The organism is Acidovorax sp. GW458-11-26-14-TSB4 (assembly GCF_059423865.1).
On record NZ_JBWKYR010000044.1, the window covers coordinates 1 to 21,734 of the forward strand.

Here is a 21,734-nt window from a genome sequence, read left to right on the forward strand (position 1 = left end):
GACAGGGTCTGGCTGGCGGCGGAGGTCTTGAGGTCGCTGGTGTTGGCGCCCGTGTCGGCAGAGAAGGCGAGCGTGCTTCCCGTGGTGGTGGGGGCGGTGGTGTCCCGGGTATAGGTCTCGCCTGCCGTGTAGCCCGCTGCGATGGGCGTGTTGCTGCTGTTCTCGATGCCGGTCCCGCTGGCCTTGAGGTCCAGGCGCAGGGCGCCTTCGCCGGCGATGCCCGTGACCGGCACCTCCCAGGTGGTGCCGCCGTCCGACGTGGTGGGCGTGCCGATGGTGCCCGTGGGCGTGCCGGTCAGCGTGAAGTCACTGGCATCCACGCCTTGTACGGCCTGGTTGAAGGTCACCTTGTAGGTCACGCTGGTGGCGTTGGTCGCGGCGCTGGCGCCGGCAGGCCGCACGATGCTGGCCACCGCCGGTACCGGCACGATGAGGGTGATGGCGCCGTCGGCCAGGGCATCGGTGGTCGCCACATTGCCGGCCACATCGCGGGCGAAGCCGGCGCTGATGTCCAGCGTATCGGCGCCGCCCGTGGCGCCATAGCCTGCCGCGCCCTGCAGCGCCGAAGCCTTGGTGCCGCTGAGCACGATGCTCAGCGTGGTGCCGTTGACCACCTTGGCCGACGCGATGTCGGCCAGCGTGAAGGACACATCGGCCGTCGTGGCATTGTCGGCGTTGATGTCCCACGAGAGCTTGCTCCAGTCCAGGCGTGCCTTGACGTCGGTCGTGGCATCTTCACCGGGCTCATGCAGCGTGGCGAAGTTGCTGCCGTTCAGGGTCAGCGTCTGGGTGGCGGCCTCGTAGCTGGCGCTGCTGCTGGTGACCGTGGGGGCGGTGGTGTCCCCCGGCGTGGTGCCGCCCGTCTGCGAGCCCACCACGGTGGCGCTGCCGCCGATCTCGATGTTGAAGTTGTCCATCGCGTTCATGCGCTGGCCCTCGGCCCCGAAGAACACATGCAGCTGCGTGGCCGAGCCCACGCTGGCGTTGGTCACCGTGGTGGTATGGGTGGTCTTGGTGCTGGTGATGGCGCCGCTCGTCTGGTTGACGTTGTAGATCTTGAACGTCAGGTCGTATTGGTTGGACCCCTTGGCTTCGATCAGCAGCTCGTAGTAGTACCAGGTGGGGGGCGAGATGATGGTGTCTCCACCGGTCCAGCTCAGTGCGCCGCCAACGGTGTTGTTGACCCAGTTGCCGCCACCCCCATGGAAGGAGATGCCGATGGACGACTCTGCCGGCGTGGCGCTGCCGCCACTGGCGGCATTTTGATCGGTGGTGGTGAAGCCCAGGGAGCCGTAGCCGGAGTTGGCCGAGTTCTTGTACAGCACGCCGAGCTTGTAGGTGCCGTCGGCGGCGACGGTGTAGGCCTGCTTGGTGGTCCAGATCTCGTCGGAACCGGTGGGGACCGTGATGCCGGCCCCGCCTTCGATGCCCACGCCCGAACCCCAAGCGAACGAGCCGGCGTTGGAGTTGCCGCCGGTGGATTTGTTGAAGTTGTCGGAGAGCGCGGCGGCGGTGTCGAATTTCTGGAGAATCGTCGTGGTCATGCGGTGGCCGTGTCGGTGAGGTAGGGCAAGGAAGGCGCAGCAGAGCATCCGCGGCATGCTGCGTGGCAGTTGAACAAGGACCGTCTGCTCCACTGGTCTGGCGACCAGATGGTTCAAGATGTATCCACTGCATCCAAAAGAAACGTGATTTGTTTGTAGCGGAAATCGCCTGCGAGCTGTCTTGAGAAATCTTGCAGACCGGCGTGGGCGATGCGCCGCAGATACACCCCCGCCGGGGCGCCCGGCTATCCAGGCAGGTGCAGGCTGAACCGGCTGCCGCCGCCGGCCCGGTTCTCGGCGCACGCGGTGCCCCCATGCAGGTGCGCCACCTGCTGCACCAGGTACAGACCCATGCCCGTGCCCTGGATGCCTGTGGCGCGCAGCGCGGCGGGCGTGCGGTAGCCCATGCCGAACACATGGGGCAGGTCGCCGGGTGCGATACCCATGCCCCGGTCGCTGACGTGGATGGCGGTCTCCGTGGTGGTCTGCTCGATGGAAACCTCGATGGGGCCGTCCTCGGGGCTGTACTTGATGGCGTTGTCGATCAGGTTGGCCAGCGCCAGCCCCAGCCACTGGCGGTCCAGCGCACAGGGGCGTCCGCCCTCGGGCGGGGCGTGCAGGTGCAAGGGGTGGCGCTCGTCGGCGGTGCTCAGCGCCTGCGCCTGGGCAAGCAGCTGTGCGGGGGTGACGGGTTCGCGCTCCAGCACGATGGCATCGCTGCCCAGGCGGTCCTCGGCCAGCGCGTTGTCGACCAGGGTGTTGAGCCGTGCCAGCGCGGCGCGCATGCGCTCAAAGCGCGGCGCCATGCCGGGCTGCACCGGCAGTGTGCGTTCTTGCAGGTTGGCCAGGGCGGTGCGCGCCACGGCCAGCGGCGTGCGCAGCTCGTGCGCCACCACGCGCGCGAACCGGCGGCGGCTGCGCTCGCGCTCGTGCGCGGCCAGCAACTGGTGCTGCACCTCGCGCATGCGCAACAGCACCACCACCATCGAGAATGGCACCTGCAGGAAGGTGGTGGTCTCCCACAGGCCCGAGGTCCAGAAGCCCAGGGGCAGCCAGCCCAGGTTGCGCGCGCCTTGCAATACCGCCGCCACCAGACCCGGGAGGAACATGGCCAGCATGAGCAGGGCGGGCTGGCGGCGATGGCGCAGCATGCCCACGAACAGGCCCACCAGCAGCAGCACGAAGGCGGGCAGCAGGCCGAACACCCAGGGCGCAAGATGCACCCAGTCGACCCACAGCGTGGCAGCCGCGCACAGCAGGTACAGCACCGAAACGGCTTGCAGGGCCCGCGTCCACCGGGGCATGTGCGGGTAGGGTTTGAGGTAGGACAGGGCGAACCCACCATGCGCGGCGGGCAGCAGGCAACTGAGCCAGCCGATGGGCTGGTTGGCCAGCAGGCTGCGCGCCTGGGGCAGGTAGGTGTCCACCAGGAACAGGTCGTAGCCGTTGAGGGCCATCTGCGTGGCCCCCAGCAGCACCAGGTAGGCCGTGGCGACGAAGAAAAAATCCTGCCGCAGCCACAGCGCACAGATCAGCGTGGTGAGCACGGCCGTCAGCAGCAAGCCCAGGAACAGCCCGTGGCGCGCGATCTCCAGCACCTCGCGCTCGATGTAGGTGGCGGGTGCCAGCACATGCAGCTGCATGGCCAGCGTGCTGCTGCTCTGCCAGCGCAGGTGGTAGGTGGTGCCGGTGGACGCAGGCGCCAGCGGGAATACGGTTTCGCGCAACTGCAAGGGGCGCTGCGTGGCGGGCACGGTATCGCCTGCGCGCACGGCGTCGAAGCCGCCCCGGCCGTTGGGCGCGTACAGGTCCAGCCGGTCCTGGAAGGGGGGTGATGCGACCAGCCACCACGGGGCGCTGTCGCCAGGGCGCGGCTGGAGGGTGAAGCGCAGCCAGATGGTATCGGTGCTGTAGCCCAGCGCCAGCGAGCGGTGCTGGGGGGTGAAGGCCGGCTGCCCCGCCGGGCCGGCCAGGGTGGGCAAACGGCTGACCTCGTCCACGGTGAGTTGGCCGCCGGGGTCGCGCAGCACGGCCAGATACCCTGTGAGGTCGAGCGCCGTGCGGCCCTGTACCGCGAGGGCCGGCGGCAGGCCGGCCTGGGTCCCTGCGGCCTGGGCCGCTGAGCAGAGCATGCACAATACCAGCCAGGGCCCTGCGGTGCGCAGCCATCGGCGCGGCCATGACGTCAGAAACCACAGCATGCCCAAGATCCACGTTCTCATCGTTGAAGATGCCCCCGACCTGCGGCTGGAGCTGGTGGATTATCTGCAATTCAAAGGCTTCCACGCGCAGGGCGTGGGCAGCATCAGCGCAATGCAGGCCAGCCTGCGCGCGGCGCCCTGGCATGTGGTGGTGCTCGACCTGGGCCTGCCCGACGGCGACGGCATGGACGCCGCCCGCTGGGTGCGCGCGCACAGCGGGCAGTCGGTGGGCCTGGTGATGGCCACCGCGCGCGGTCAGCTCGACGACCGCATCGACGGCCTGGGCGCGGGTGCCGATGCCTACCTGGTCAAGCCGGTGGAGCCGCGCGAGCTGCAGGCGGTGATCGAGCGCCTGGCATCGCGGCTGTCTGGCACCGGCTGGCGCATCGCCCCGGGCAGCCGGCAGCTGCTGGCGCCCAACGGCCTGGCCGTGGCACTGACGGGGGCCGAGGCCCTGGTGCTCGAGCGCTTGCTGGCCGTGCAGCCCCACAAGATCGCGCGCGAGGAACTCAATGCCGTGCTGGCGCCCGGCGGAGACCCGGGCGACACGCGTCGGCTCGACACCCTGCGCAGCAAGGTACAGGCCGAGACCCAGTTGGCGCTGCCGGTGCATACCTTTCGCAACCAGGGCTTTGCGTTCGCGCAGTGATCCATCAGCGCCGGAATCGCTCGCCGTTGAAGTACGACAGTTCGACGAAATCCGTGCCGTTGTGGTCCTGGGGGCCATAGCGCAGCTCGAAGCCGCCCATGTCGTAGGGGCGCATGCTGTGCAGGGCGTCGACCAGTTTTTCGCGCGTGGCGGTGCGACCGGCGCGGCGCAGGGCCTCGATCATCAGGCGGGCGCTCAGGTAGCCCTCCAGCGATGAATAGCCCGGTTCGGCGTCCGGCACATGGGCCTTGAGCGCATCGCGGTAGGCCTTGACGATGGGCTTGGCGACGTTGTCGGGGTTGGGTGCGACCTGGGCCACGGTGATGCCGCGCGCCGACTCGCCCAGCGCCGCCAGCAGCGGCCGCGAGCCCAGGAAGGAAATCGAGAACGCGGGTGCCTTCACGCGCTGGCGCAGCGACTGGTAGAACGGTATGCCCACGGCCCCCACGGCCAGCGAGATCAGGGCCGTGGGCTGCCAGGTGGTGATCTCGTCCACCGTGCGTGCCACGCCCTCGGGCGTTTCGGGCAGGAGGAAGGCCTTCCAGTCCTTGTTGTTGTGCGCCTTGGCCGCCGCGTCGAAGGCCGCCAGCGTCGCTTTGCCAAAAGGGTTGTCGATGTAGGCCACCGCGCACTTGGTGAAGCCTGTGGAGCCCAGTTGCTGCACGATCTTGTTGAGTTCCTGCGCATAGCTCGCGCGCGCGTGGAACACCAGCGGGTTGAACGGGCGCAGCGCGTCCGACCCCGTGCCGGGCGCGATCAGCGGCACCTTGGCCGCCATGGCCAGGGGCAGGGCGCCCATCACGCTGGTGGTGCCGCCGCAGGAGAGCAGGGCGAAGACCTTGTCCTCCTCCAGCAGCCTCTTGGCGTTGGCGCCGGCCTTGGCCGGATCGCCGCCATCGTCGGCGCTCGTGAACTGCAGGCGCCGCCCGTCGATGCCGCCGCGCTCGTTGACCTCCTGGAAAGCCGCGGCAATGCCCTTGTTCATCTCAACGAATGGAAATGCCAACGGACCGGTGAGGGCGGCCGTCTGGCCGATGCGCCAGGGCTCGGTGGCCTGTGATTGCGCCAGTGTCCAGCCGGGCAGGGCCACGGTGGTGGCCACTGCTGAGGACAGCACGCGGCGGCGCGTGAGAGGGGGCGCGAGGGCCGTGGAGAAGGGGTGCATCGGCGTGTCTCCTGTTGTAGTGCTGCGCCTGTCCATGGCGGCACGCAGAGTGCCCGCATGGGTCGGCGGCGCAGCCAGTATCGAGCGCGCATGCACCACAATGGGTCGGGGAAAACACTGCCGGAGGCGCCTGGTGCGTCACGTTGGTGACTCCGTGGCACCCCCTTGTCACACCGTGGACGCAAATGCTCCCGTAGGACCCGGTCTCAGTCGCGCCTCGATCTGCGCCCGGCGCGGCCCGCACGCGTGTAACCCGCACTCTGGCAGGCACGCCGGTAGGCGCGCAGGGTCTGCTCCGCGCGGCTGAGCACGGTCTGAATCACCTCGTCGGCGGCGTCAGCCGCCTGCACCGCACCCGGGGCCATGCCCGATGCCTCGCCCGTCAGCAGGGCGATGCCCTCGCTCACGTGCTGCACGGTGTAGACATGGAACAGCCCGCGCTCCACCGCATCGAGGATGGGGTGCGCCAGCATCAGGTGGCGCCGGTTGCGCGCGGGGATGAGCACGCCCTGCGTGCCGTCGAGCCCTGCCGCCGCGCAGGCCTGGAACCAGCCTTCGATCTTTTCGTTGATGCCGCCCACGGGCAGCACCTCGCCGTGCTGGTTGAGCGCGCCGGTCACGGCGATGCCCTGGCGCAGCGGCAGGCCCGACAGGCTGGACAGCAGCGCGTACAGCTCGGCGCACGAGGCCGAGTCGCCCTCCACCCCGCTGTACTCCTGCTCGAACACGATGGAGGCATTGAGCGCCAGCGGTGCCACGTGGCTGAACAGGGCCGTGAGGTAGGCATGCAGGATGAGCACGCCCTTGTCGTGGATGGGGCCGGACAGGCGGACCTCGCGGTCGATGTTGAGCAGCCCTTCCTGCCCTGCGAAGCTGCGCGCCGTGATGCGCACCGGAAAGCCGAAGCGGTAGTCCGTGAGGTCGATCTGCGACAGGGCGTTGACCTGGCCCACGGCCTGGCCGGTAAGGCTGATGAGGCACTCGCCTTCGGCCAGGGTCTGGTGCAGCTCTTCCTCGGTCTGGTTGTGGCGCAGGCGCTGGGCGGCCAGGGCCGCCTGCACGTCAGCGGCCTGCACCAATGCCGTGGAATCGGCGGGGGCGCGCAGGCGGCACTGGGCCGCGCTCTCGATCACCAGCGCTTCGGCCTGGGCGAAGCGGGCGCTCTGGCGGCCCTGGTCGTCGGCCTCGCGGTGGCTTTGCTCGATCAGCAGGGCCACCGCCCCGGGGCTGAAGTGCGGCAGGCCGCGCTGCGCGCAGCACTGCGCCACGAAGATGGCGGTGGCCCGGTGCGTGGCCGGTGTGGCGATGAAGCGGTCGGCAAAGTCCACCTTCACGCGAAAGCGGCGCGCGGCCTCGGGGTCGTTGTCCTGCAGGGCGTAGTACTCGTCCACCGAGCCGACGAGCACGATCTTGACATCCACTTCCACCGGCTCGGGCTGCAGGCCGGCCGGTGCTGCGCCGCCGCCGGGGCCTGCGCCGCTGCCACCCGCATCGTCGGTGATCTGCAGCCGGCGGCTGCGCAGGAAGCGGCGCACGCGCGGCCACAGGCCTTCCTCGGTGGCCAGGTCCTGCAGGTGCAGCAGGATGAAGCCGCCATGCGCGCGCAGCAGGCTGCCGGCATGGATGGCCGAGACGTCGGCCTGGCCGGGGTCGGCATCGTCGGCATTGGCGCCGTGGTCGATGCTGCCCATCAGGCTGCGCTGCTGCGGGTTGTCCTCCACGATCACGGGGGCGCCGCTGCGCCCTCCGTTGTCCACCGCCAAGTTCACGCGGCACTTTGCGAGCAAGCCGTCCAGGTCGTCCCTGCGGTCGGCCTCGGCATCGGCCTCGTTCTCGCCGTAGTAGGGCTCCAGCAGGTCGATGTTGCCCAGCAGCGCGCGTTCCACCTGGTCCAGCCACTGGGCCAGGCGGGCGGCCTGCGGGGCGATCTGGCGGGCGCCAAGCAGCGCTTGCTGCACCAGGGGGTGCACCACGGCGCGGCGCAGCGCGGCCAGGGCGGCATCGCGCTCGCGCTCCAGCGGGCGCATGGCCTGGGCGAAACGGTCGATCTCGGCGCGCAGCGCATCCTCGTCGCGGGCGATGGCGGCGCGGCGCTCGGGCGGCAGCACGCGCGCCTCGGCATCATTGAGCGGCTGTCCGCGCGGGCCCAGGGGGTTGATGGCCATCTGCCCGTTGGTGCGCACCAGGCGCAGCTGGCGCGCCAGCGCAAACGCGTCGAGCGCGGCCAGCGCTTCGTTCTCCTGCGCTTGCCAGCGCTGCTCCACACGCGCGGCATCGGCCAAAAAGGCGGGGTTCGCCAGGTGCTGGGGCACCTCGGCCTCCAGCCGCGTGCCCATGTCCTGCAGGGCCTGGCGCAGCACGCGGCCCTGGCCGGCGGGCAGGCGCAGGGCGCGCGGGCGCTCGGGCGCATCGAAGTCGTGCAGGTAGCACAGGTCCGGCGGCACGGGGCGGCGAGCGGCCTCGGCCAGCATGGCCTGGTGCAGCAGCGAGGCGCGGCCACTGCCCACGTCGCCCAGCACGAAGAGGTGGTAGTCGGGCTGCTGCATGGCCAGGCCGAAGCGGGCGGCGGCTTCGGCGCGTTCCTGGCCGATCCAGGGCAGGGGCCGGCCCGTGAGTTCGGCCGTGCTGGCAAAGCCCAGCGTGGCGGCGTCGACGATGAGCCGCAGTTGGTGGGCAGGCAGGGCGCGGGCGGAAGCGGACATGGAGAGCGGCAATTCGGAAAACGGGGCCGTTGAGACGACAAGGAAAGAAAAAGGGAGTTTTTGCGCGTCAGCGGCCTGGCGGCATCGGGCTCTTGGGGGCACCGCCGGCCAGCGCACGCTCGCGCGCATCGGCCTGGGCGGCTGCGCCTTCCAGCTCGGTGGGCCAGCCCGCCAGGTGCTGCTGGGCGATGCGGCTCAGCGCGGTGATCCAGTGGCTGCTGTCGTTCAGGCAGGGGATGTAGTGGAACTCCTGGCCACCGGCGTGCAAGAAGGCCTCACGCACCTCCATGTTGATCTCTTCCAGCGTCTCCAGGCAGTCGCTGGTGAAGCCGGGGCAGACCACGTCCACCCGGCGCGTGCCGGCCTTGCCCAGGGCCTCGATGGTGGGCTGGGTGTAGGGCTCCAGCCACTTGGCCTTGCCAAAGCGTGACTGGAAGGTGAGCACGTAGCGCTCGCGGCGCAGGCCCAGGCGCTCGGCAAGCAGGCGACCGGTCTTCAGGCTCTCGCAGTGGTAGGGGTCACCCAGCATGAGCGTGCGCTCGGGTACGCCGTGGAAGCTCATCACCAGCTTGTCGGGCTGGCCATTCACCTTCCAGTGCGCCTCGATGCTGCGGGCCAGCGCATCGATGTAGCCGGGGTGGTCGTGGTAGCGGTTCACGAAGCGCAGCTCGGGCACGTGGCGCGTGCGCGCGGCCCAGGCGTAGACCGCGTCGAACACGCTGGCCGTGGTGGTGCCCGAGTACTGCGGGTACAGCGGCAGGATGAGGATGCGCGTGGCGCCCTCGGCCTTCAGGGCATCGAGCTGGCTGGCGATGGAGGGGTTGCCGTAGCGCATGGCATGGCGCACCGCCACCTGGTGGCCGGCCTCGCCGAGCCAGCCGCGCAGCAGCGTGGCCTGTTTGGCGGTCCACAGCGCCAGGGGGGAGCCGTCCTGGGTCCAGATGCTGGCGTACTTGGCGGCCGACTTGGCAGGGCGCGTGCGCAGGATGATGCCGTGCAGGATGGGCAGCCATGCCAGCTTGGGGATCTCCACCACGCGGTGGTCCGACAGGAACTGCCCCAGGTAACGGCGCACGGCCGGGGCCGTGGCCTCGTCGGGCGTGCCCAGGTTGCACAGCAGGATGGCGGTGCGTTCGGGCTGGCCGTGGTTGTAGGGGGGTTCTGGGGCGAAGGGGGTGCGCAGCATGGCCCCGATTGTGGCAAATGCACGCGCCCCCATCCGGCGGACGGGGTATGCGGGCCTTCAGGCGCTGGCCCCTGGGGCCTGCGGTATTCTCGGGACACCATGCCTGCCGTCCCCTCTTCCGAACCATCTGCCGAGGCGCCCGCTGGCGCCGCCGCCGTCCTGGCCCGCCCGCTCGACACCAGCCGCATCCGCGCCATCAGCATCGACCTGGACGATACGCTGTGGCCCATCTGGCCCACCATCGAGCGGGCCGAGGCCGTGCTGCTGCAGTGGCTGACCGAGCACGCGCCCGCCACGGCCACGCTGTTTTCGAGCACCGAATCGCTGCGCGCCATCCGCAACCAGATGGTGGCCCTGCGGCCCGATCTGGTGCACGACCTGAGCGCGTTGCGCCGCGAGTCCATCCGCCTGGCGCTCACGCAGGCGGGTGATGAGCCCGACCTGGCCGAGCCCGCGTTCGACCTGTTCTTCGCCGAGCGCCAGCGCGTGGAGCTGTTCGCCGATGCGCACGACACGCTGGCCTTTCTGGCTGCGCGCTACCCGGTGGTGGCGCTGTCCAACGGCAATGCCGATGTGCACCGCATCGGCATCGGCCACTACTTCAAGGCCAGCATCAGCGCCACTGCCTTCGGCATCGCCAAGCCCGATGCGCGCATCTTCCACGCCGCCGCCAGTGCCGCGCAGGTACAGCCGCACGAGGTGCTGCATGTGGGCGACGATGCCGCGCTGGATGTGCAGGGCGCGCTGGCCGCCGGCATGCAGGCCATCTGGCTCAATACACCCAACCACCCCTGGGCACACGACCAGCACGGTGAGCCGCCGCATGCCACGGTGGCCAGCCTCACGGCCATCCGCGAGTTGCTCAAGGCCATCCCCGAGGCGCTGGCGCAGCCCCCACGCTGAGCATCGGCTGCGCTGCGGCGTTTTCTTGCCGTAGATCAAGGCGCGCACTGCGCTGGCGCGCGAGACTGGGGCCACCATGCGCCCCAAGCCCCCTCCCACCCTGCCGCCCGTGCGCACCATCGGGCTGATGCAGCCCCTGGCCTGGCTGGCCCTGGCCTGGCGCGACATGGTGCGCACCGGCTGGCTGAGCTTTGCGCATGGCCTGGCGGTGGCGCTGTTCGGCGGCGTGCTGCTGGCCGTGGCGCACCACCGCTTCTGGCTGCTGGCGGGGGCGCTTTCGGGCTTTCTGGTGGTGGCGCCGGTATTGGCCACCAGCCTGTATGCACTGAGCCGTGCGCTGGAGCGCGGCGAGCCGGTCAATGCGGCCCTGGTGCGCCGCACCTGGCTCGATTGGCAGAACAGCCACCCCGCCAAATGGGGCGACCACGACTACTGGTGCCTGGTGCAGTTCGGCGCGCTGCTGGCGCTGGCGGCCACGGGTTGGGTGCTGACCTCGGCCGCGCTCATCACCTTGCTGGCACCGGTGCCCGTGCGTACCCCACTCGACTTCATGCACCACGTGGTGCTGGCGCCCGATGGCCGGCTGTTCGCGCTGTGGCTGACGCTGGGCAGCCTGCTGGCCGCGCCCATCTTCGCCTCCAGCGTGGTGGCCATGCCGCTGCTGCTGGACCGGCGGGCCACGCTGCGCCAGGCGGTGCTGACCAGCTGGCAGGCGGTGTTGGCCAATCCGCTGCCCATGGCATTGTGGGCGACGCTGATCCTGGGCTTCACCTTGCTGGGCCTGGGTTCGCTGCTGCTCGGGCTGATCGCTGTGCTGCCCATGCTGGGCCATGCGAGCTGGCATGCCTACCGGGATCTGGTCGATGCCTCGGGCCTGCCGGAGCGCGAGGGCGCGGGCGTGGGCAGGGTGGGGCGGCGGCCATGATCTTCGGTTTTACCGAGGCGCAGATCTCGGGCTTTTTTCTCACCTGGGGCGTGGGCGCCTTCATCGCCTACATGCTGTTCATCATCGGCCAACTGGCCTGGGAGTCCAAGGCCGGGCGCTTCGGCACCTTCGTGTTGTTCCTGGGTCTGGGTGTGGGCTTCATCGGCTTCATTGCCAAAGTGCTGATCCAGTGGTGGCTGGAGCGGTGAGACCGTTTGCGACAAAGTGGTGATGGTGCGCAGGGCACGACTGGCCCTAACATCCTGCCATGTCCTTGCCCACGACCACCCCATTGCGCACCCGTGCCGAAACCAGCGGCTATACCGAGACCTCCACCCACGCCGACGTAATGGCCTATGTGCAGGGCTTGGCAGCCCTGGGCGACCCGCGCCTGCACGTCAGCGACTTCGGCACCTCGCCCGAGGGGCGCGCCTTGCCGCTGCTGGTGCTGTCCGCCCAGGGCCACCACACGCCCGAGGCCGCGCAGGCCAGCGGCCTGCCGGTGGTGCTGATGCTGTGCGGCATCCATGCCGGCGAAGTGGAGGGCAAGGAGGGCGTGCTCATGCTGGTGCGCAACCTGTTGCGCGGCGACCATGGCACCGAACTGCTCGAACGCACCGTGCTGCTCGTGGTGCCACTCTTCAACCCCGACGGCAACGACCGCATGAGCGCCGACAACCGTCCGCTGGACATCGCCCACCTGCGCGGGCAGGACGGCCCGGCCCTGGTCGGCACGCGCACCAATGCCGCGGGCGTGAACCTCAACCGCGACTACATGCGCCAGCAGGCACCCGAGATGCGCCTCTTGCAGCAGCGCGTATGCCAGCCGTGGAACCCGCACCTCACGCTGGACTGCCATGCCACCAACGGCTCCATCCACCGCTTTGCGCTGACCTACGACATTCCCCACACCGAGCACACGGGCCGCGCCGAACCCGTGGCCTACATGCGCGAGCGCATGATGCCCGCCGTACAGGCCGCGGTGAAGCGCACCGAGGGCCTGGACACCTTCTGGTACGGCAACTTCGTGCGCGATGAGGGCGGCCAGGGCCAGGGCTGGATCACCTACACCCACCACCCGCGCTTTGGCTGCAACTACCGCGGGCTGACCAACCGGCTCGATGTGCTGCTGGAGGCGTATTCGTACATCAGCTACCAGGAGCGCGTGGAGGTCACCTATGCCGTGCTGCGCGAGGCCCTGGTCTATGCCGCCGCCAACGGCCAGGAGATCGTCGACCTGCTCGCCGCCTGTGCCGAGCCGCCAGAGCAGGTCGCCATCCGCTACGCGCTGGAGTCGATTCCCGGCACCACGGTGGAAGTGCTCACGCGCGAGCCCTACACCCTCACCGGCGACCCGGTGAGGGTGCAGGTGCCGCACTACGCCCACTTCGTGCCCACGGCCACGGTGCAGCGCCCCTGGGCCTACGCCATGCCCCAGGCCGTGGCCGACTGGCTGCAGGGCCATGGCCTGCAGACCGCGCCCGTGGCGGCCGGCACCGTGCTGGAGGTGGAGGTGCCCGTGATGCAGCAGCCCGTGGCCGAGCCCGGCCCCGCCATCCTGGAGGCCCAGGCCAGTACGCACTGGACGGCCAGCCACCAGCGCACGCAGCGCGCTCTGCCCGAAGGCTGGTGCGTGGTGGCCACGGGCCAGCGCTACGGCGCCATTGCGGTGGTGGCCTGCGAGGCCGAGAGCGACGATGGCGTGATTGCCAATGGCATCGTGGCCGAGCCGGTGGCGGGGGCAGAACTGCCGGTGTGGCGGGTGCTGGCGCCGGTGTGAACTGCGTTGGCTCGCTTTTAGGTGGATTTAGTCGTTTGTGCTAATTATTGGTTTTGACTAAAATTGCCCAAATGGACCTTTTCCACCGCCCCGCACTGGCCGAGCAGATGGCCAAGCAACTGCTGGAGCCCGGCCTGCTCGACCAGGGGCTGCGCTCGGGGCTCTTTCTGTCGGGCTTGCGCCGCACCGGCAAGACCACCTTTTTGCGCCAGGATTTGATCCCTGCGCTGGAGGCCAAGGGCGCCATCGTCATCTATGTCGACCTGTGGGCCGACACCAAGGCCGACCCGGCCACGCTGGTGCATGCGGCCATCCGCCGTGCGCTGGCCGACTTGCAGGCGCCGGGCTCGGGTGTGCTGAGCCGCCTGGCGCGGCTCAAGGGGCTGGATGTGGGCGCTGCGGGCTTCAAGTTCGCCTTCCAGCTCAGTGAGGTGGGGGCCAAGGGCGGTGTCACGCTGGCCCAGGCGCTGACCGAGGTGATCGAGTTGGCGCGGACCGATCTGGTCCTGATCGTGGACGAGGTGCAGCAGGCCCTGGCCGGCGACGATGGCGCGCAGATGCTGCTGGCCATCAAGGCCGCGCGCGATGCCATCAACCCGCGGCCGGACACCCCCGGGCATTTCCTCTTCATCGGCACGGGCTCGCACCGCGCCCAGGTGGTGGGCATGACCTTGCAGGGCAAGCACGCCTTTGCCGGTGCCACCTCGGTCGAATACCCCACGCTCGATGGTGACTACGTGGCCTATGTGCTGCAGGGCATTGCCGAGGAGGGCGCACCCGTGCTGCCCAGCCTGCCCGTGGCGACTGCCGCCTTCAACCTGCTGGGCCGTCGGCCCGAAGAGCTGATCCGTGCCCTGCGCCAGCTGCAGCGCGAAGACCCGGCCGAGGCCGACCGCCTGCTGCCGGTGATCGCCGCGACGCTCAAGGGCGCGGCGGCCGACGTGGAGCTGCGCAAGCTCGAAGACCTGGGTGTGCTCGCGGGCGCTATTTTCGACCGCGTGGCGCGCGTGGAAGGCGATGCCAGCGGCCTGTTCACCACCGACGCCCTGGCCGAATACACCGCCACCGTGGGCCGCGAGGTCACGGCCGACCAGGTGCAGCGCGTGTCGGAAGAACTGCGCGACGCCAACCTCATCGTGCGCAAGGGCCATGGCACCTATGCGGTGACGGACCCGTTTGTGCAGCAGGCGTGGCGGGAGCGCAAGATGCTGGCGGGGCCGGTGCCGGCTCACGGGATCGACAAGAACTGAGCGCTCGCCCGGACCTTGCTCAGTATTTCAACTTTGGATACCAGCTCGCAGGGCGCCCCTCGGGCGTGAGGTCCAGGATAGACCACAGCGACGCAATGTCCGGCGCGTCGCGCGGGTCCTGGCCCGGGTCGGCCATGTCCTTGGTCATCTCGCTGGCCCAGAACAGGCGTACCTGGCCTTCGCCATCGCGCTGGTAGACGACCAGCGCCGGGTACTCGCTGCCATCGGGCATCAGGATGCCCAGATCCTTCGCGTAGTCGTCGCCGACGGTCTGCACGAAGTTCAGGTCGCGCCAGCCGCGCTCCTGCGCAAAGGCGTACTGGCGTTCCACCGGCGAGCGGCCCAGGATCTTGAGGGCCAGACGCTGTTGGATGTCGGCGGCGTTGCCCTCGACCGAGCCCAGCCAGTTGGTGCACATGGGGCAGGGGCGTTCGCGCTGCGGGCCGTACATCCAGAAGTAGGTGACCAGGGTGTCCTTGTCGCCGAAGAGGTCGGCCAGGCCCGCGTCGAAGCCCTGCTCGTCCTTGAAGCGGTAGTCCTTGGTGATCACCGGGCCGGGCGGCAGGGCCTGGCGCTGCGCGACCAGGCGCGTCATGTGGCGGCGGAACTCGATCTCTTCGGCCAGCAGGGCCTGGCGCGCGGCCTCGTACTCGGCCGAGGCGCCGGGGAAGGGGGTCTTGGCTTTCTCAGCCAGTTGCGCGGCTGGCTTCAACGCGGAATCTGCATTCGTCGTCATCGTTGCTCTCCCCGGCCGCCATGGACCGATGAACGCACGACTATGCCGCCTTGCCAGCAGGTTGTGGGTAGGATAAACGCCCGCCTGCTGGGCTATTCGCCCGCCACCGCAATCGTCTCCAGGCTCTTTCTCAGCTCTTTCTCCACGGCTGGGAATTCGCCCTTGGTGGAGTTGAAGTTGAACACCAGCATCTTGCCCCGGTGGGGGGTGACCATCATGATGTTGTAGATGTCGGTATCGATCGCGCGCGAGGTCATCTCGAAGTAGATCCACTGCTGGCCTCGCATGTCCAGGAGTTTTTTCTCCTTCCACTCGATGCCGGGGATGATGCGGTCGAAAAGGGTCTCGAACGAGGCCTTGGCCTGGGGCAGCTTGTCTTTGGGCAGGCCCTGGGGCTTGAGGTCAAAGGCGATGGTGGTGGTGCGCCGGGCATTGCCCACCACGAAGTTGGGCGCGCGGTTGGACGGGTATTTGCTGCCGATCTCCTCGGCCGTGAGCTGGGTGAAGCCCTCGGGCGCATTGAAGGACACGCCCGCATCGGGAATCGTGAACGTGGCCGCGCTGGCGGCGGTGGGTGCCAGGGCCGATGTCACGGCGGCCAGGCACAGGGTGAGAATCCAGTTTTTCATGGCGGTCGGGCACGTCACGAGCGATCAGGCGGGGCGTTTAGAACGTGTTTACGATCTCTACGGCCCCGTAGAGATCGTAAACACGTTCTTAGACCGCAGCCTCCCTCCTCGTTGTGCCAGCTTTTTTGTAGAGCCGCCAGTATCCACACGCAGGGGCGTTTTACAGCGCCGTTGCAGACTTTTACTCTTTGGTAAGTGCGCAGTAGTTCACGCAAATGGCGACTGTGTGTGCCTCTCGTGTCAACGCGTGGGGCCGGGGCCTGCTCGAATGCGGCATCCCCGGTTGCAGGTGGGAGGTGCGCGCTTTGAGATACAAACACCACCATGCTCCAGAGTCCGTCCCAACCGCCAGTCTTCAAACCCACCTTCTCCCACGTGCCGCCCGGCCCCGTGGCGGGCCCTTTGCAGTTGTTGCCCGTCAACGCCACCGTGGTGGCCGTGCACACGGCCACGGGCGCGCATGTGGGCTCGCTCAAAAAGGTGGGCGGCACATAGAAGTTCAAGGCCATGGGCTACGACGCTGCCGGCGGCATGGAGCCGGGCCATGGCCCGCTGACGGACCAGCACAACATGCAGTTCGATACGCCCGATGCCGCCGAGGTGAGTGCCAGATTGCTGGGCCCGTGAGGGGGCATGGTGTCGGTGCGCTGCCCCTACAGCACGGGGTGCGGTGCAGAGCGTTCATAGAATGCCACGATGCCTCTTCTTTTGACCTGCCCGCTACGGCTTGCCGCGGTTCCCCTTCTTGTTCTGGCCTGCGCTGTGGCCCACGCCCAGATTGCACCCCGCCCTGCGGCGGCCCCCACGGCCGTGGCTGCGACTGCCAGCGCGGCATCGCCTGCGGCACCGGCATCCCAAGCGCTGCCACCCGCTGCAGCGGGCGCCGAGCCGGTGGACCGCAGTGCGGCCGCATCGGCGGCGGCGGCCGGTGCCGCTGCCGTGCCCGCAGCACCCCTGTCCCGCGATGCCCGGCGCATCTATGAGCTGTCGCGCGACAAACTGGTGCAGATCCGCACGCTGCTGCGCAATGCCGACACCCAGGCGTCGATCGGCTCAGGGTTCTTTGTCTCTACGGACGGCCTGATCGTCACCAACTTCCATGTGGCCAGCCAGCTGGCGCTGGAGCCCGAGCGTTACCGCGGCGTGTACGTCACGATGGAGGGGCAGGAGGGCGAGGTCGAGCTGCTGGCGTTCGACGTGCAGCGCGACCTGGCGGTGCTGCGCGCCAAGGCCCGCACCGCAGCGGCGCCGGTGCTGACCTTTCGGCCCGCCGCAGAGGCCCTGGCACAGGGCGAGCGCATCTACTCGCTGGGCAACCCGCTGGATATCGGCTTTGCAGTCACAGAGGGCACCTACAACGGGCTGGTGCGGCGCAGCTTCTATCCGCGGATTTTCTTTGGTGGCACGCTCAACCCCGGCATGAGCGGCGGCCCCTCGGTGGACGATGCGGGGCGGGTGCTGGGCGTCAACGTGGCCAAGCGGCTCGATGGCGAGCAGGTCAGTTTCCTGATCCCTGCCGAGTTTGCCCAGGCGCTGGTGCAGCGCGCGGCCAGCGCAGAGCCCATCACACAGCCCGCGTACGCCGAAGTGACAAGGCAACTGACAGGCCACCAGCAGGTGCTGACCGAGCGGTTTCTGAAAGCACCGTTTCGTGAGCAACGCCACGGCAACTACCGGGTGCCGGTGCCCGACGACGCGCTGGCGCGGTGCTGGGGATCGGGGCGCGACCCGAACTTTCCGGGCTTGAACCTGGAGCGCACGCAGTGCCAGGCTGACAGCGATGTCGTGGCCGGCGACTACAGCACCGGCACCGTGGGCCTGGCCTATGAGGCCTACAACGCCCCCACCTTGGGCGCGGCGCGTTTTGCCCGGGTGTTCTCGCAAAGCTTTGCCAACGAGCGCTTCCAGACGCGTGGCAACCGCCACCAGACAGCCGTTGAATGCAGCGAGCGTTTCGTGGACTCCGGCAGCCTGCCGCTGCGGGCGGTGGTCTGCATGTCGGCCTACCGCAAGCTGCCCGGCCTGTACAACATGACCGTGCTCACAGCCTCGGTCAACCAGCCCACGCAAGGCATCCTGGGCCGCCTGGATGTGCAAGGCATTGCTTTTGACAACGGCATGAAGCTGGCCAGCCACTACCTCAAGGCGTTTCGCTGGGAAGCCGCACCATGATGCCCACCCTCGGCCTGATGGAAGCCTTCGACCGCCACGGCGCGCTGCTGGCACGCGCCCCCATCACCCGCTGGCCTGTGACGGTGGGCAGGGGCCTGGACTGCGACCTGGTGCTGGACGATCCCTTCGTCGCGCCCACGCACCTGCGCATCGACCGCCAGGAAGATGCCCCGCGCGCGGTGCAGGTGGAGGTGCTGCACACCCGCAATGGCGTGCGCCTGCTGCGCAGGCACTATGCCCAGGGCGAGCGCTTCGACTGGCCGGGCGACACCCCCATCGACCTGGGCCACACCCACGTCGCGCTGCGCCTGGCCGATGCCCCCATCGCCGACGAACAGGCGCTGCCACGGTTTCCGTGGAGCACGGTGGCCACCACGGCAGCGCTCATGGTGCTGGTGCTGGCTGCGGCATTGGGGTCGGCGTGGCTGGAGGCCCGAGACGCCTCGCAGTATCTGAAGGCTGTTCCCGGCATGTTGCTTGGTTTGCTGGCCAGCCTGGGCGTCTGGTCGGGCGCATGGGCAGTGGCCAGCAAGGTGTTCGGCGGCCAGCTTCGGTTCTGGCGCCATGTGCGCATCGCCTGCACGGCCGCCTTGGCGGTGGATGCGGTGCACCTGGTGGCGAACTTCGTGGCGTTCACCTTTTCGCTGGAATCCTTTTCGCGGTTTGCCAGTGTGCTGGTGGCACTGGTGCTGGCGGGGGCCTTGTATGCCCACCTGTCCACGGTGCTGCCGCGCCGCCGTGTGGGTCTGGCCTGGGCGCTGGCTGCGCTGGTGGCAGTGGGATTGCCATCGTGGCTGGGTGCGCAGTGGCTGAACAACATGCGCCTGTCGAACAAGCTGTACATGAGCAGCCTGTTCCCGCCAGGCCTGCGCGTGGCCCCTGCCGTGCCCGTGGACGAGTTCCTGAAAGACACCGGGTCGCTGCGTGGCAAGCTGGATCGCCGGCTGCGTGATGACGGTCAGGGGGAGGACGAATAAGAGCGGGTAAAGAATTCAGCGAAGCGGTTCTGGCCAGGCTGCGTCGCAGGCAGTACGGGTGGTACGACAGGACGCCGCCAGCCCTGCCAGCGGAACGACGGATCAGCGGGGCCAGGTGCGCAGCCCCAGGTCCTGGGCCATGCGCCGGTAGTCCTGCAGGCTGCGCTGCACGAAGTCCTCCAGCGCCGCGCCGGTGAGCGCAAAGGGGTACAGGCCGTAGCGGCTGCACAGGGCGGCATAGCCCGGGGCGGCCAGGGCCTGCTCGAAGGCGCTGGTCCATGCGCGCACCGCGGTGTCGGGGGTGGTGGCGGCCATGTACACGCCGCGCACGGTGGGCCAGGTCAGGTCGATGCCCTGCTCGCGTGCGGTGGGCAGGCCGGCGAGCTGGCCTTGCAGGCGCTGCGGCGCCAGCACGGCCAGGATGCGCAGGGGCAGGCCCTGCGCGGAGGCCTGCATGGCTTCGGCCGCGTCGCCGGTGAAGATGTCGAGGTGCCCGCCGCGCAGCGCCTTGAGTGCCTCGCCGCCGCCCTCGAAGGCGACGAAGCGCATCTTCTTGTGGTCCTGCCCTGCAGCGCGCACCAGCTGTGCGGCCTTGATCCAGTCCTGGCTGCCGATGGTGCCGCCCGCGCCGAACACCACGCGGGCCGAGTCGCGCTTCAGCGCCACCAGCACCTGTGCCAGGTTCTGGTAAGGCGCGTCGCGGTGCACGGCGATCACGCCGTAGTCGGTGCCCAGCGTGGCGATGAAGCGCAGGGCACTCACCGGGTGCGGGCCGAAGCGGCCCTGTGCGATGTTGAGCAGCGAGCCGCTGGAGAACGCCACCAGCGTGCCCGGCCCGCCCAGCCGCCCCGTGGCCACCTGGTCGAAGGCCACGGCACCGATGCCGCCGGGCAGGAAGCGCGTGGGCAGCGGCGTGCGGCCCGGGCGCACGGCCAGGATCGCGTCGGCCGCGAGACCGCAGGTCAGCCCGAAGCCGCCGCCGGGTTTGGAGGGAGCGATGCATTCCGCGGGCTCGGTGCTGGCATCGGCCTGCGCCGCGGTGTGCACACCACAGGCCGGGCTGCCGAGCAGGGCTGCCAGGGCATGGCGGCGCGAGCAATGGGTTGGGAAGGGCATGGGCATCATGGCTTGGGCCACCAGAATATCGCCAGCAGGCCCGGTCCGTCGGGGCGCGCCTCCAGCCGCAGTGCGCCGCGGTGCCGCTCGGCGATGGAGCGCGCAATCGCCAGCCCCAGGCCCGAGCCGCCGGCCGCCGCCTGCGAGCCGCGCCGGTAGCGCTGGCCCAGTGCGGCGCGCTCTTCGGGCGCCATGCCGGGGCCGTTGTCCTCGACGTTGACGCTCCAGCCCAGGGCGTCGCCGGCGGCCGACAGGGTGATGGTGCCGTGCGCGGGCGTGTAGGCAATGGCATTGGCCGCCAGGTTGGTGACGGCCTCGCGCAGCAGGCCGCTGTCGGCCACGGCCATGAACTCTGGGGCGGGTGTGTGGATGCCGAAGTCGATCTGCTTGGCGCGCGCCTGGGGCAGCAGCTCCAGCGCCACGGTGCGCAGCAGCCCGGCCAGGTCGAAGGGCGCGTACTCCACCGCGGCCGTGTCGCTGCGCCCCAGGGCCAGCAGCTGCTGCGTGCTGCGCGTGGCGCGCGCGATCTCGCCGCCGATGGCGGCCAGCGCATCCTGCACCTGGGCGGGGTCGGGCTCGCGGCGCGCGTAGTCGATCTGCATCTGCAGCGTGGTCAGGTGCGTGCGCAGCTGGTGCGAGGCATCGTCGAGGAACTGCCGCTGCTGCGCCACCAGCGCCTGGGTGCGGGCCATCTGTTCGTTGACGGCGGCCACCAGCGGGCGGATGTCGGCGGGCAGGTCGGTGTCGGCAATCGGCGTCATGTCGTCGGGGCTGCGCTCCTGCACGCCGCGCGCCAGGCGCGACAGCGGGCGCAGCGCCATGGCCAGCGTGGCAGCGGCCCCCAGCACCATGAGGGCCAGCACCAGGCCATCGCGCAGGGCCGCGCGCTGCACGAAGCGGCGCGTGAACTCCTGGCGCGACTGCGTGCTTTCGGCCACCTGCACGAGCACGCTGCCGGGTTGTCCGTCGGCCGTGGCGGGCACGGCGGTGTCGTTGGCATCGACCTTGCGCCGGTAGGCGGCCAGGCGCACCGATTCACCGAAGTACTCCGCATCGTAGAAGCGTGGCACGCCGGGCTCCAGCGGGCCGGGCGGCAGGGGCAGGTCGGCGTTGCCCAGCTCCACCAGGCCGTCGGAAGACGCCACGCGGAAGTACACGTGGCCGCTGGCGGTGAGCTCGAAGAATTCGAGCATGGTGTAGGGGAGTTCAGCCGAGAGGCCGCCGGAGGCTGTGGAGATGTTGGCGTCTATGGACTTGAGAGCGCCTAGCAATGAACGGTCGTAGGCGGCGTTGGCGGCTTCCAGGGCGTCGTGCCTGGTCATCCACAGTTCCACGCAGGTGACCAGGGCGAGGACGGGGAGGAGGAGGAGGGCCAGGAGGCGCCAGAGGCTGGTGCGGCGCAGTCTGGCCCAGGGACTGCCGGGACCTGTGCTGGACGGTATTGTGGGCGCCATCTCAGTGGCACCTCGATGGTTCGGAGGATGGCTCTGTGAATGGTTGCTCCGTGCCTTTGCAGTGGGCGGGAGCCGGGATGCGCGCCCGGCGGCGCACCCACTTTCTTTTGCTTCGCCAAAAGAAAGTGGGCAAAGAAAAGGCGACCCCCAGTCTGCGTCCCCCATCGCCCGAAGGGCGATGGGGGCAGCCTGCGATGCTCGGAACTGGGGTGGGCGTCGATGAACTCGCTGCGTTCTTCGAATTCTGCTCAAACAGCATCGACGAGCCAGACGACGAAGCGTGTGTGTCCTTCGGCACACACGCCCACCCCAGCTCCTGCGCTTCTCGGCGCAGCCAGAAGGGGT

Annotated in this window: 18 protein-coding genes; 9 read left to right on the plus strand and 9 right to left on the minus strand. The window is 69.3% G+C overall.

The annotated features are described in order from the left end of the window. Together AC07X5_RS32275 and AC07X5_RS32280 are read right to left on the minus strand one after the other, a co-directional pair. Positions 1-1,544: hypothetical protein (locus AC07X5_RS32275; RefSeq protein WP_494773493.1), on the minus strand; the 1,544-nt coding region annotated here is incomplete at its 3' end. A gap of 245 nt (positions 1,545-1,789) precedes the next feature. Next, positions 1,790-3,676: a sensor histidine kinase gene (locus AC07X5_RS32280; RefSeq protein WP_494773494.1), complete on the minus strand. Its 1,887-nt coding sequence runs from the start codon at positions 3,674-3,676 to the stop codon at positions 1,790-1,792. 67 nt (positions 3,677-3,743) lie between these two features. Here AC07X5_RS32280 and AC07X5_RS32285 point away from each other — a divergent pair, with 67 nt between their 5' ends. Continuing rightward, a complete protein-coding gene (locus AC07X5_RS32285) occupies positions 3,744-4,394 on the plus strand; it encodes a response regulator transcription factor (RefSeq protein ID WP_494773495.1) in 651 nt (216 codons plus the stop codon). Between the two features lie 4 nt (positions 4,395-4,398). Here AC07X5_RS32285 and AC07X5_RS32290 read toward each other — a convergent pair whose 3' ends face one another. From AC07X5_RS32290 to hemH, 3 genes are all read right to left on the minus strand, one after another. Then, on the minus strand, positions 4,399-5,559 hold the full coding sequence (locus AC07X5_RS32290) for an ABC transporter substrate-binding protein (RefSeq protein WP_494773496.1): 1,161 nt from the start codon (positions 5,557-5,559) through the stop codon (positions 4,399-4,401). A 206-nt stretch (positions 5,560-5,765) separates the two neighbouring features. Continuing rightward, complete coding sequence (locus AC07X5_RS32295) at positions 5,766-8,261, minus strand: AAA family ATPase (RefSeq protein WP_494773497.1); 2,496 nt, start codon at positions 8,259-8,261, stop codon at positions 5,766-5,768. A 67-nt stretch (positions 8,262-8,328) separates the two neighbouring features. Then, positions 8,329-9,444: a ferrochelatase gene (hemH, locus tag AC07X5_RS32300; protein ID WP_494773508.1), complete on the minus strand. Its 1,116-nt coding sequence runs from the start codon at positions 9,442-9,444 to the stop codon at positions 8,329-8,331. 102 nt (positions 9,445-9,546) lie between these two features. Here hemH and AC07X5_RS32305 point away from each other — a divergent pair, with 102 nt between their 5' ends. The 5 genes from AC07X5_RS32305 (at position 9,547) to AC07X5_RS32325 (ending at position 14,305) form a co-directional block, all read left to right on the plus strand. Continuing rightward, entirely contained in the window at positions 9,547-10,350 is an 804-nt protein-coding gene (locus AC07X5_RS32305; protein ID WP_494773498.1) for an HAD-IA family hydrolase, read from the plus strand. A gap of 76 nt (positions 10,351-10,426) precedes the next feature. After that, positions 10,427-11,275, plus strand: coding sequence for a DUF2189 domain-containing protein (locus AC07X5_RS32310; RefSeq protein ID WP_494773499.1), 849 nt, complete (start codon positions 10,427-10,429; stop codon positions 11,273-11,275). Next, positions 11,272-11,484: a DUF2788 domain-containing protein gene (locus AC07X5_RS32315; RefSeq protein WP_409957832.1), complete on the plus strand. Its 213-nt coding sequence runs from the start codon at positions 11,272-11,274 to the stop codon at positions 11,482-11,484. The genes AC07X5_RS32310 and AC07X5_RS32315 overlap by 4 nt, the downstream gene beginning before the upstream one ends. A gap of 59 nt (positions 11,485-11,543) precedes the next feature. Beyond that, positions 11,544-13,055 (plus strand): M14 family metallopeptidase, encoded by a 1,512-nt coding sequence (locus AC07X5_RS32320; RefSeq protein ID WP_494773500.1) that lies wholly within the window; start codon positions 11,544-11,546, stop codon positions 13,053-13,055. A gap of 71 nt (positions 13,056-13,126) precedes the next feature. Then, the gene (locus AC07X5_RS32325) at positions 13,127-14,305 is read left to right on the plus strand and encodes a P-loop NTPase family protein (RefSeq protein ID WP_494773501.1); all 1,179 of its coding nucleotides are present in this window, start codon (positions 13,127-13,129) and stop codon (positions 14,303-14,305) included. Positions 14,306-14,324: 19 nt separating this feature from the next. On the opposite strand, the gene AC07X5_RS32330 is transcribed toward AC07X5_RS32325, so the two are convergent. After that, positions 14,325-15,041 (minus strand): DUF899 family protein, encoded by a 717-nt coding sequence (locus AC07X5_RS32330; protein ID WP_494773502.1) that lies wholly within the window; start codon positions 15,039-15,041, stop codon positions 14,325-14,327. Positions 15,042-15,133: 92 nt separating this feature from the next. After that, positions 15,134-15,670, minus strand: coding sequence for a hypothetical protein (locus tag AC07X5_RS32335; RefSeq protein ID WP_409963202.1), 537 nt, complete (start codon positions 15,668-15,670; stop codon positions 15,134-15,136). A gap of 324 nt (positions 15,671-15,994) precedes the next feature. Here AC07X5_RS32335 and AC07X5_RS32340 point away from each other — a divergent pair, with 324 nt between their 5' ends. From AC07X5_RS32340 to AC07X5_RS32350, 3 genes are all read left to right on the plus strand, one after another. Then, complete coding sequence (locus AC07X5_RS32340; protein WP_494773503.1) at positions 15,995-16,165, plus strand: hypothetical protein; 171 nt, start codon at positions 15,995-15,997, stop codon at positions 16,163-16,165. 201 nt (positions 16,166-16,366) lie between these two features. Continuing rightward, complete coding sequence (locus tag AC07X5_RS32345) at positions 16,367-17,842, plus strand: S1 family peptidase (protein ID WP_494773504.1); 1,476 nt, start codon at positions 16,367-16,369, stop codon at positions 17,840-17,842. Further along, entirely contained in the window at positions 17,839-18,819 is a 981-nt protein-coding gene (locus AC07X5_RS32350) for an FHA domain-containing protein (protein ID WP_494773505.1), read from the plus strand. Before AC07X5_RS32345 ends, AC07X5_RS32350 begins: the two co-directional genes overlap by 4 nt. Positions 18,820-18,921: 102 nt before the next feature. Here AC07X5_RS32350 and AC07X5_RS32355 read toward each other — a convergent pair whose 3' ends face one another. Together AC07X5_RS32355 and AC07X5_RS32360 are read right to left on the minus strand one after the other, a co-directional pair. Further along, the gene (locus tag AC07X5_RS32355; RefSeq protein WP_494773506.1) at positions 18,922-19,935 is read right to left on the minus strand and encodes a Bug family tripartite tricarboxylate transporter substrate binding protein; all 1,014 of its coding nucleotides are present in this window, start codon (positions 19,933-19,935) and stop codon (positions 18,922-18,924) included. Positions 19,936-19,940: 5 nt separating this feature from the next. After that, positions 19,941-21,389 carry a sensor histidine kinase gene (locus tag AC07X5_RS32360; protein ID WP_494773507.1) on the minus strand — a complete coding sequence of 483 codons (1,449 nt, stop codon included), beginning with the start codon at positions 21,387-21,389 and terminating at the stop codon, positions 19,941-19,943. Positions 21,390-21,734 lie beyond the last annotated feature (345 nt).

Excerpts from the sequence above, each read along its gene's own strand:
- AC07X5_RS32280 (WP_494773494.1), bottom strand. The coding sequence starts at position 3,676 with ATGCTCTGCTCAGCGGCCCAGGCCGCAGGGACCCAGGCCGGCCTGCCG.
- AC07X5_RS32285 (WP_494773495.1), top strand. The coding sequence starts at position 3,744 with ATGCCCAAGATCCACGTTCTCATCGTTGAAGATGCCCCCGACCTGCGG.
- AC07X5_RS32290 (WP_494773496.1), bottom strand. The coding sequence starts at position 5,559 with ATGCACCCCTTCTCCACGGCCCTCGCGCCCCCTCTCACGCGCCGCCGC.
- AC07X5_RS32295 (WP_494773497.1), bottom strand. The coding sequence starts at position 8,261 with ATGTCCGCTTCCGCCCGCGCCCTGCCTGCCCACCAACTGCGGCTCATC.
- AC07X5_RS32305 (WP_494773498.1), top strand. The coding sequence starts at position 9,547 with ATGCCTGCCGTCCCCTCTTCCGAACCATCTGCCGAGGCGCCCGCTGGC.
- AC07X5_RS32310 (WP_494773499.1), top strand. The coding sequence starts at position 10,427 with ATGCGCCCCAAGCCCCCTCCCACCCTGCCGCCCGTGCGCACCATCGGG.
- AC07X5_RS32315 (WP_409957832.1), top strand. The coding sequence starts at position 11,272 with ATGATCTTCGGTTTTACCGAGGCGCAGATCTCGGGCTTTTTTCTCACC.
- AC07X5_RS32320 (WP_494773500.1), top strand. The coding sequence starts at position 11,544 with ATGTCCTTGCCCACGACCACCCCATTGCGCACCCGTGCCGAAACCAGC.
- AC07X5_RS32325 (WP_494773501.1), top strand. The coding sequence starts at position 13,127 with ATGGACCTTTTCCACCGCCCCGCACTGGCCGAGCAGATGGCCAAGCAA.
- AC07X5_RS32330 (WP_494773502.1), bottom strand. The coding sequence starts at position 15,041 with ATGACGACGAATGCAGATTCCGCGTTGAAGCCAGCCGCGCAACTGGCT.
- AC07X5_RS32335 (WP_409963202.1), bottom strand. The coding sequence starts at position 15,670 with ATGAAAAACTGGATTCTCACCCTGTGCCTGGCCGCCGTGACATCGGCC.
- AC07X5_RS32340 (WP_494773503.1), top strand. The coding sequence starts at position 15,995 with ATGCTCCAGAGTCCGTCCCAACCGCCAGTCTTCAAACCCACCTTCTCC.
- AC07X5_RS32345 (WP_494773504.1), top strand. The coding sequence starts at position 16,367 with ATGCCTCTTCTTTTGACCTGCCCGCTACGGCTTGCCGCGGTTCCCCTT.
- AC07X5_RS32350 (WP_494773505.1), top strand. The coding sequence starts at position 17,839 with ATGATGCCCACCCTCGGCCTGATGGAAGCCTTCGACCGCCACGGCGCG.
- AC07X5_RS32355 (WP_494773506.1), bottom strand. The coding sequence starts at position 19,935 with ATGCCCTTCCCAACCCATTGCTCGCGCCGCCATGCCCTGGCAGCCCTG.
- AC07X5_RS32360 (WP_494773507.1), bottom strand. The coding sequence starts at position 21,389 with ATGGCGCCCACAATACCGTCCAGCACAGGTCCCGGCAGTCCCTGGGCC.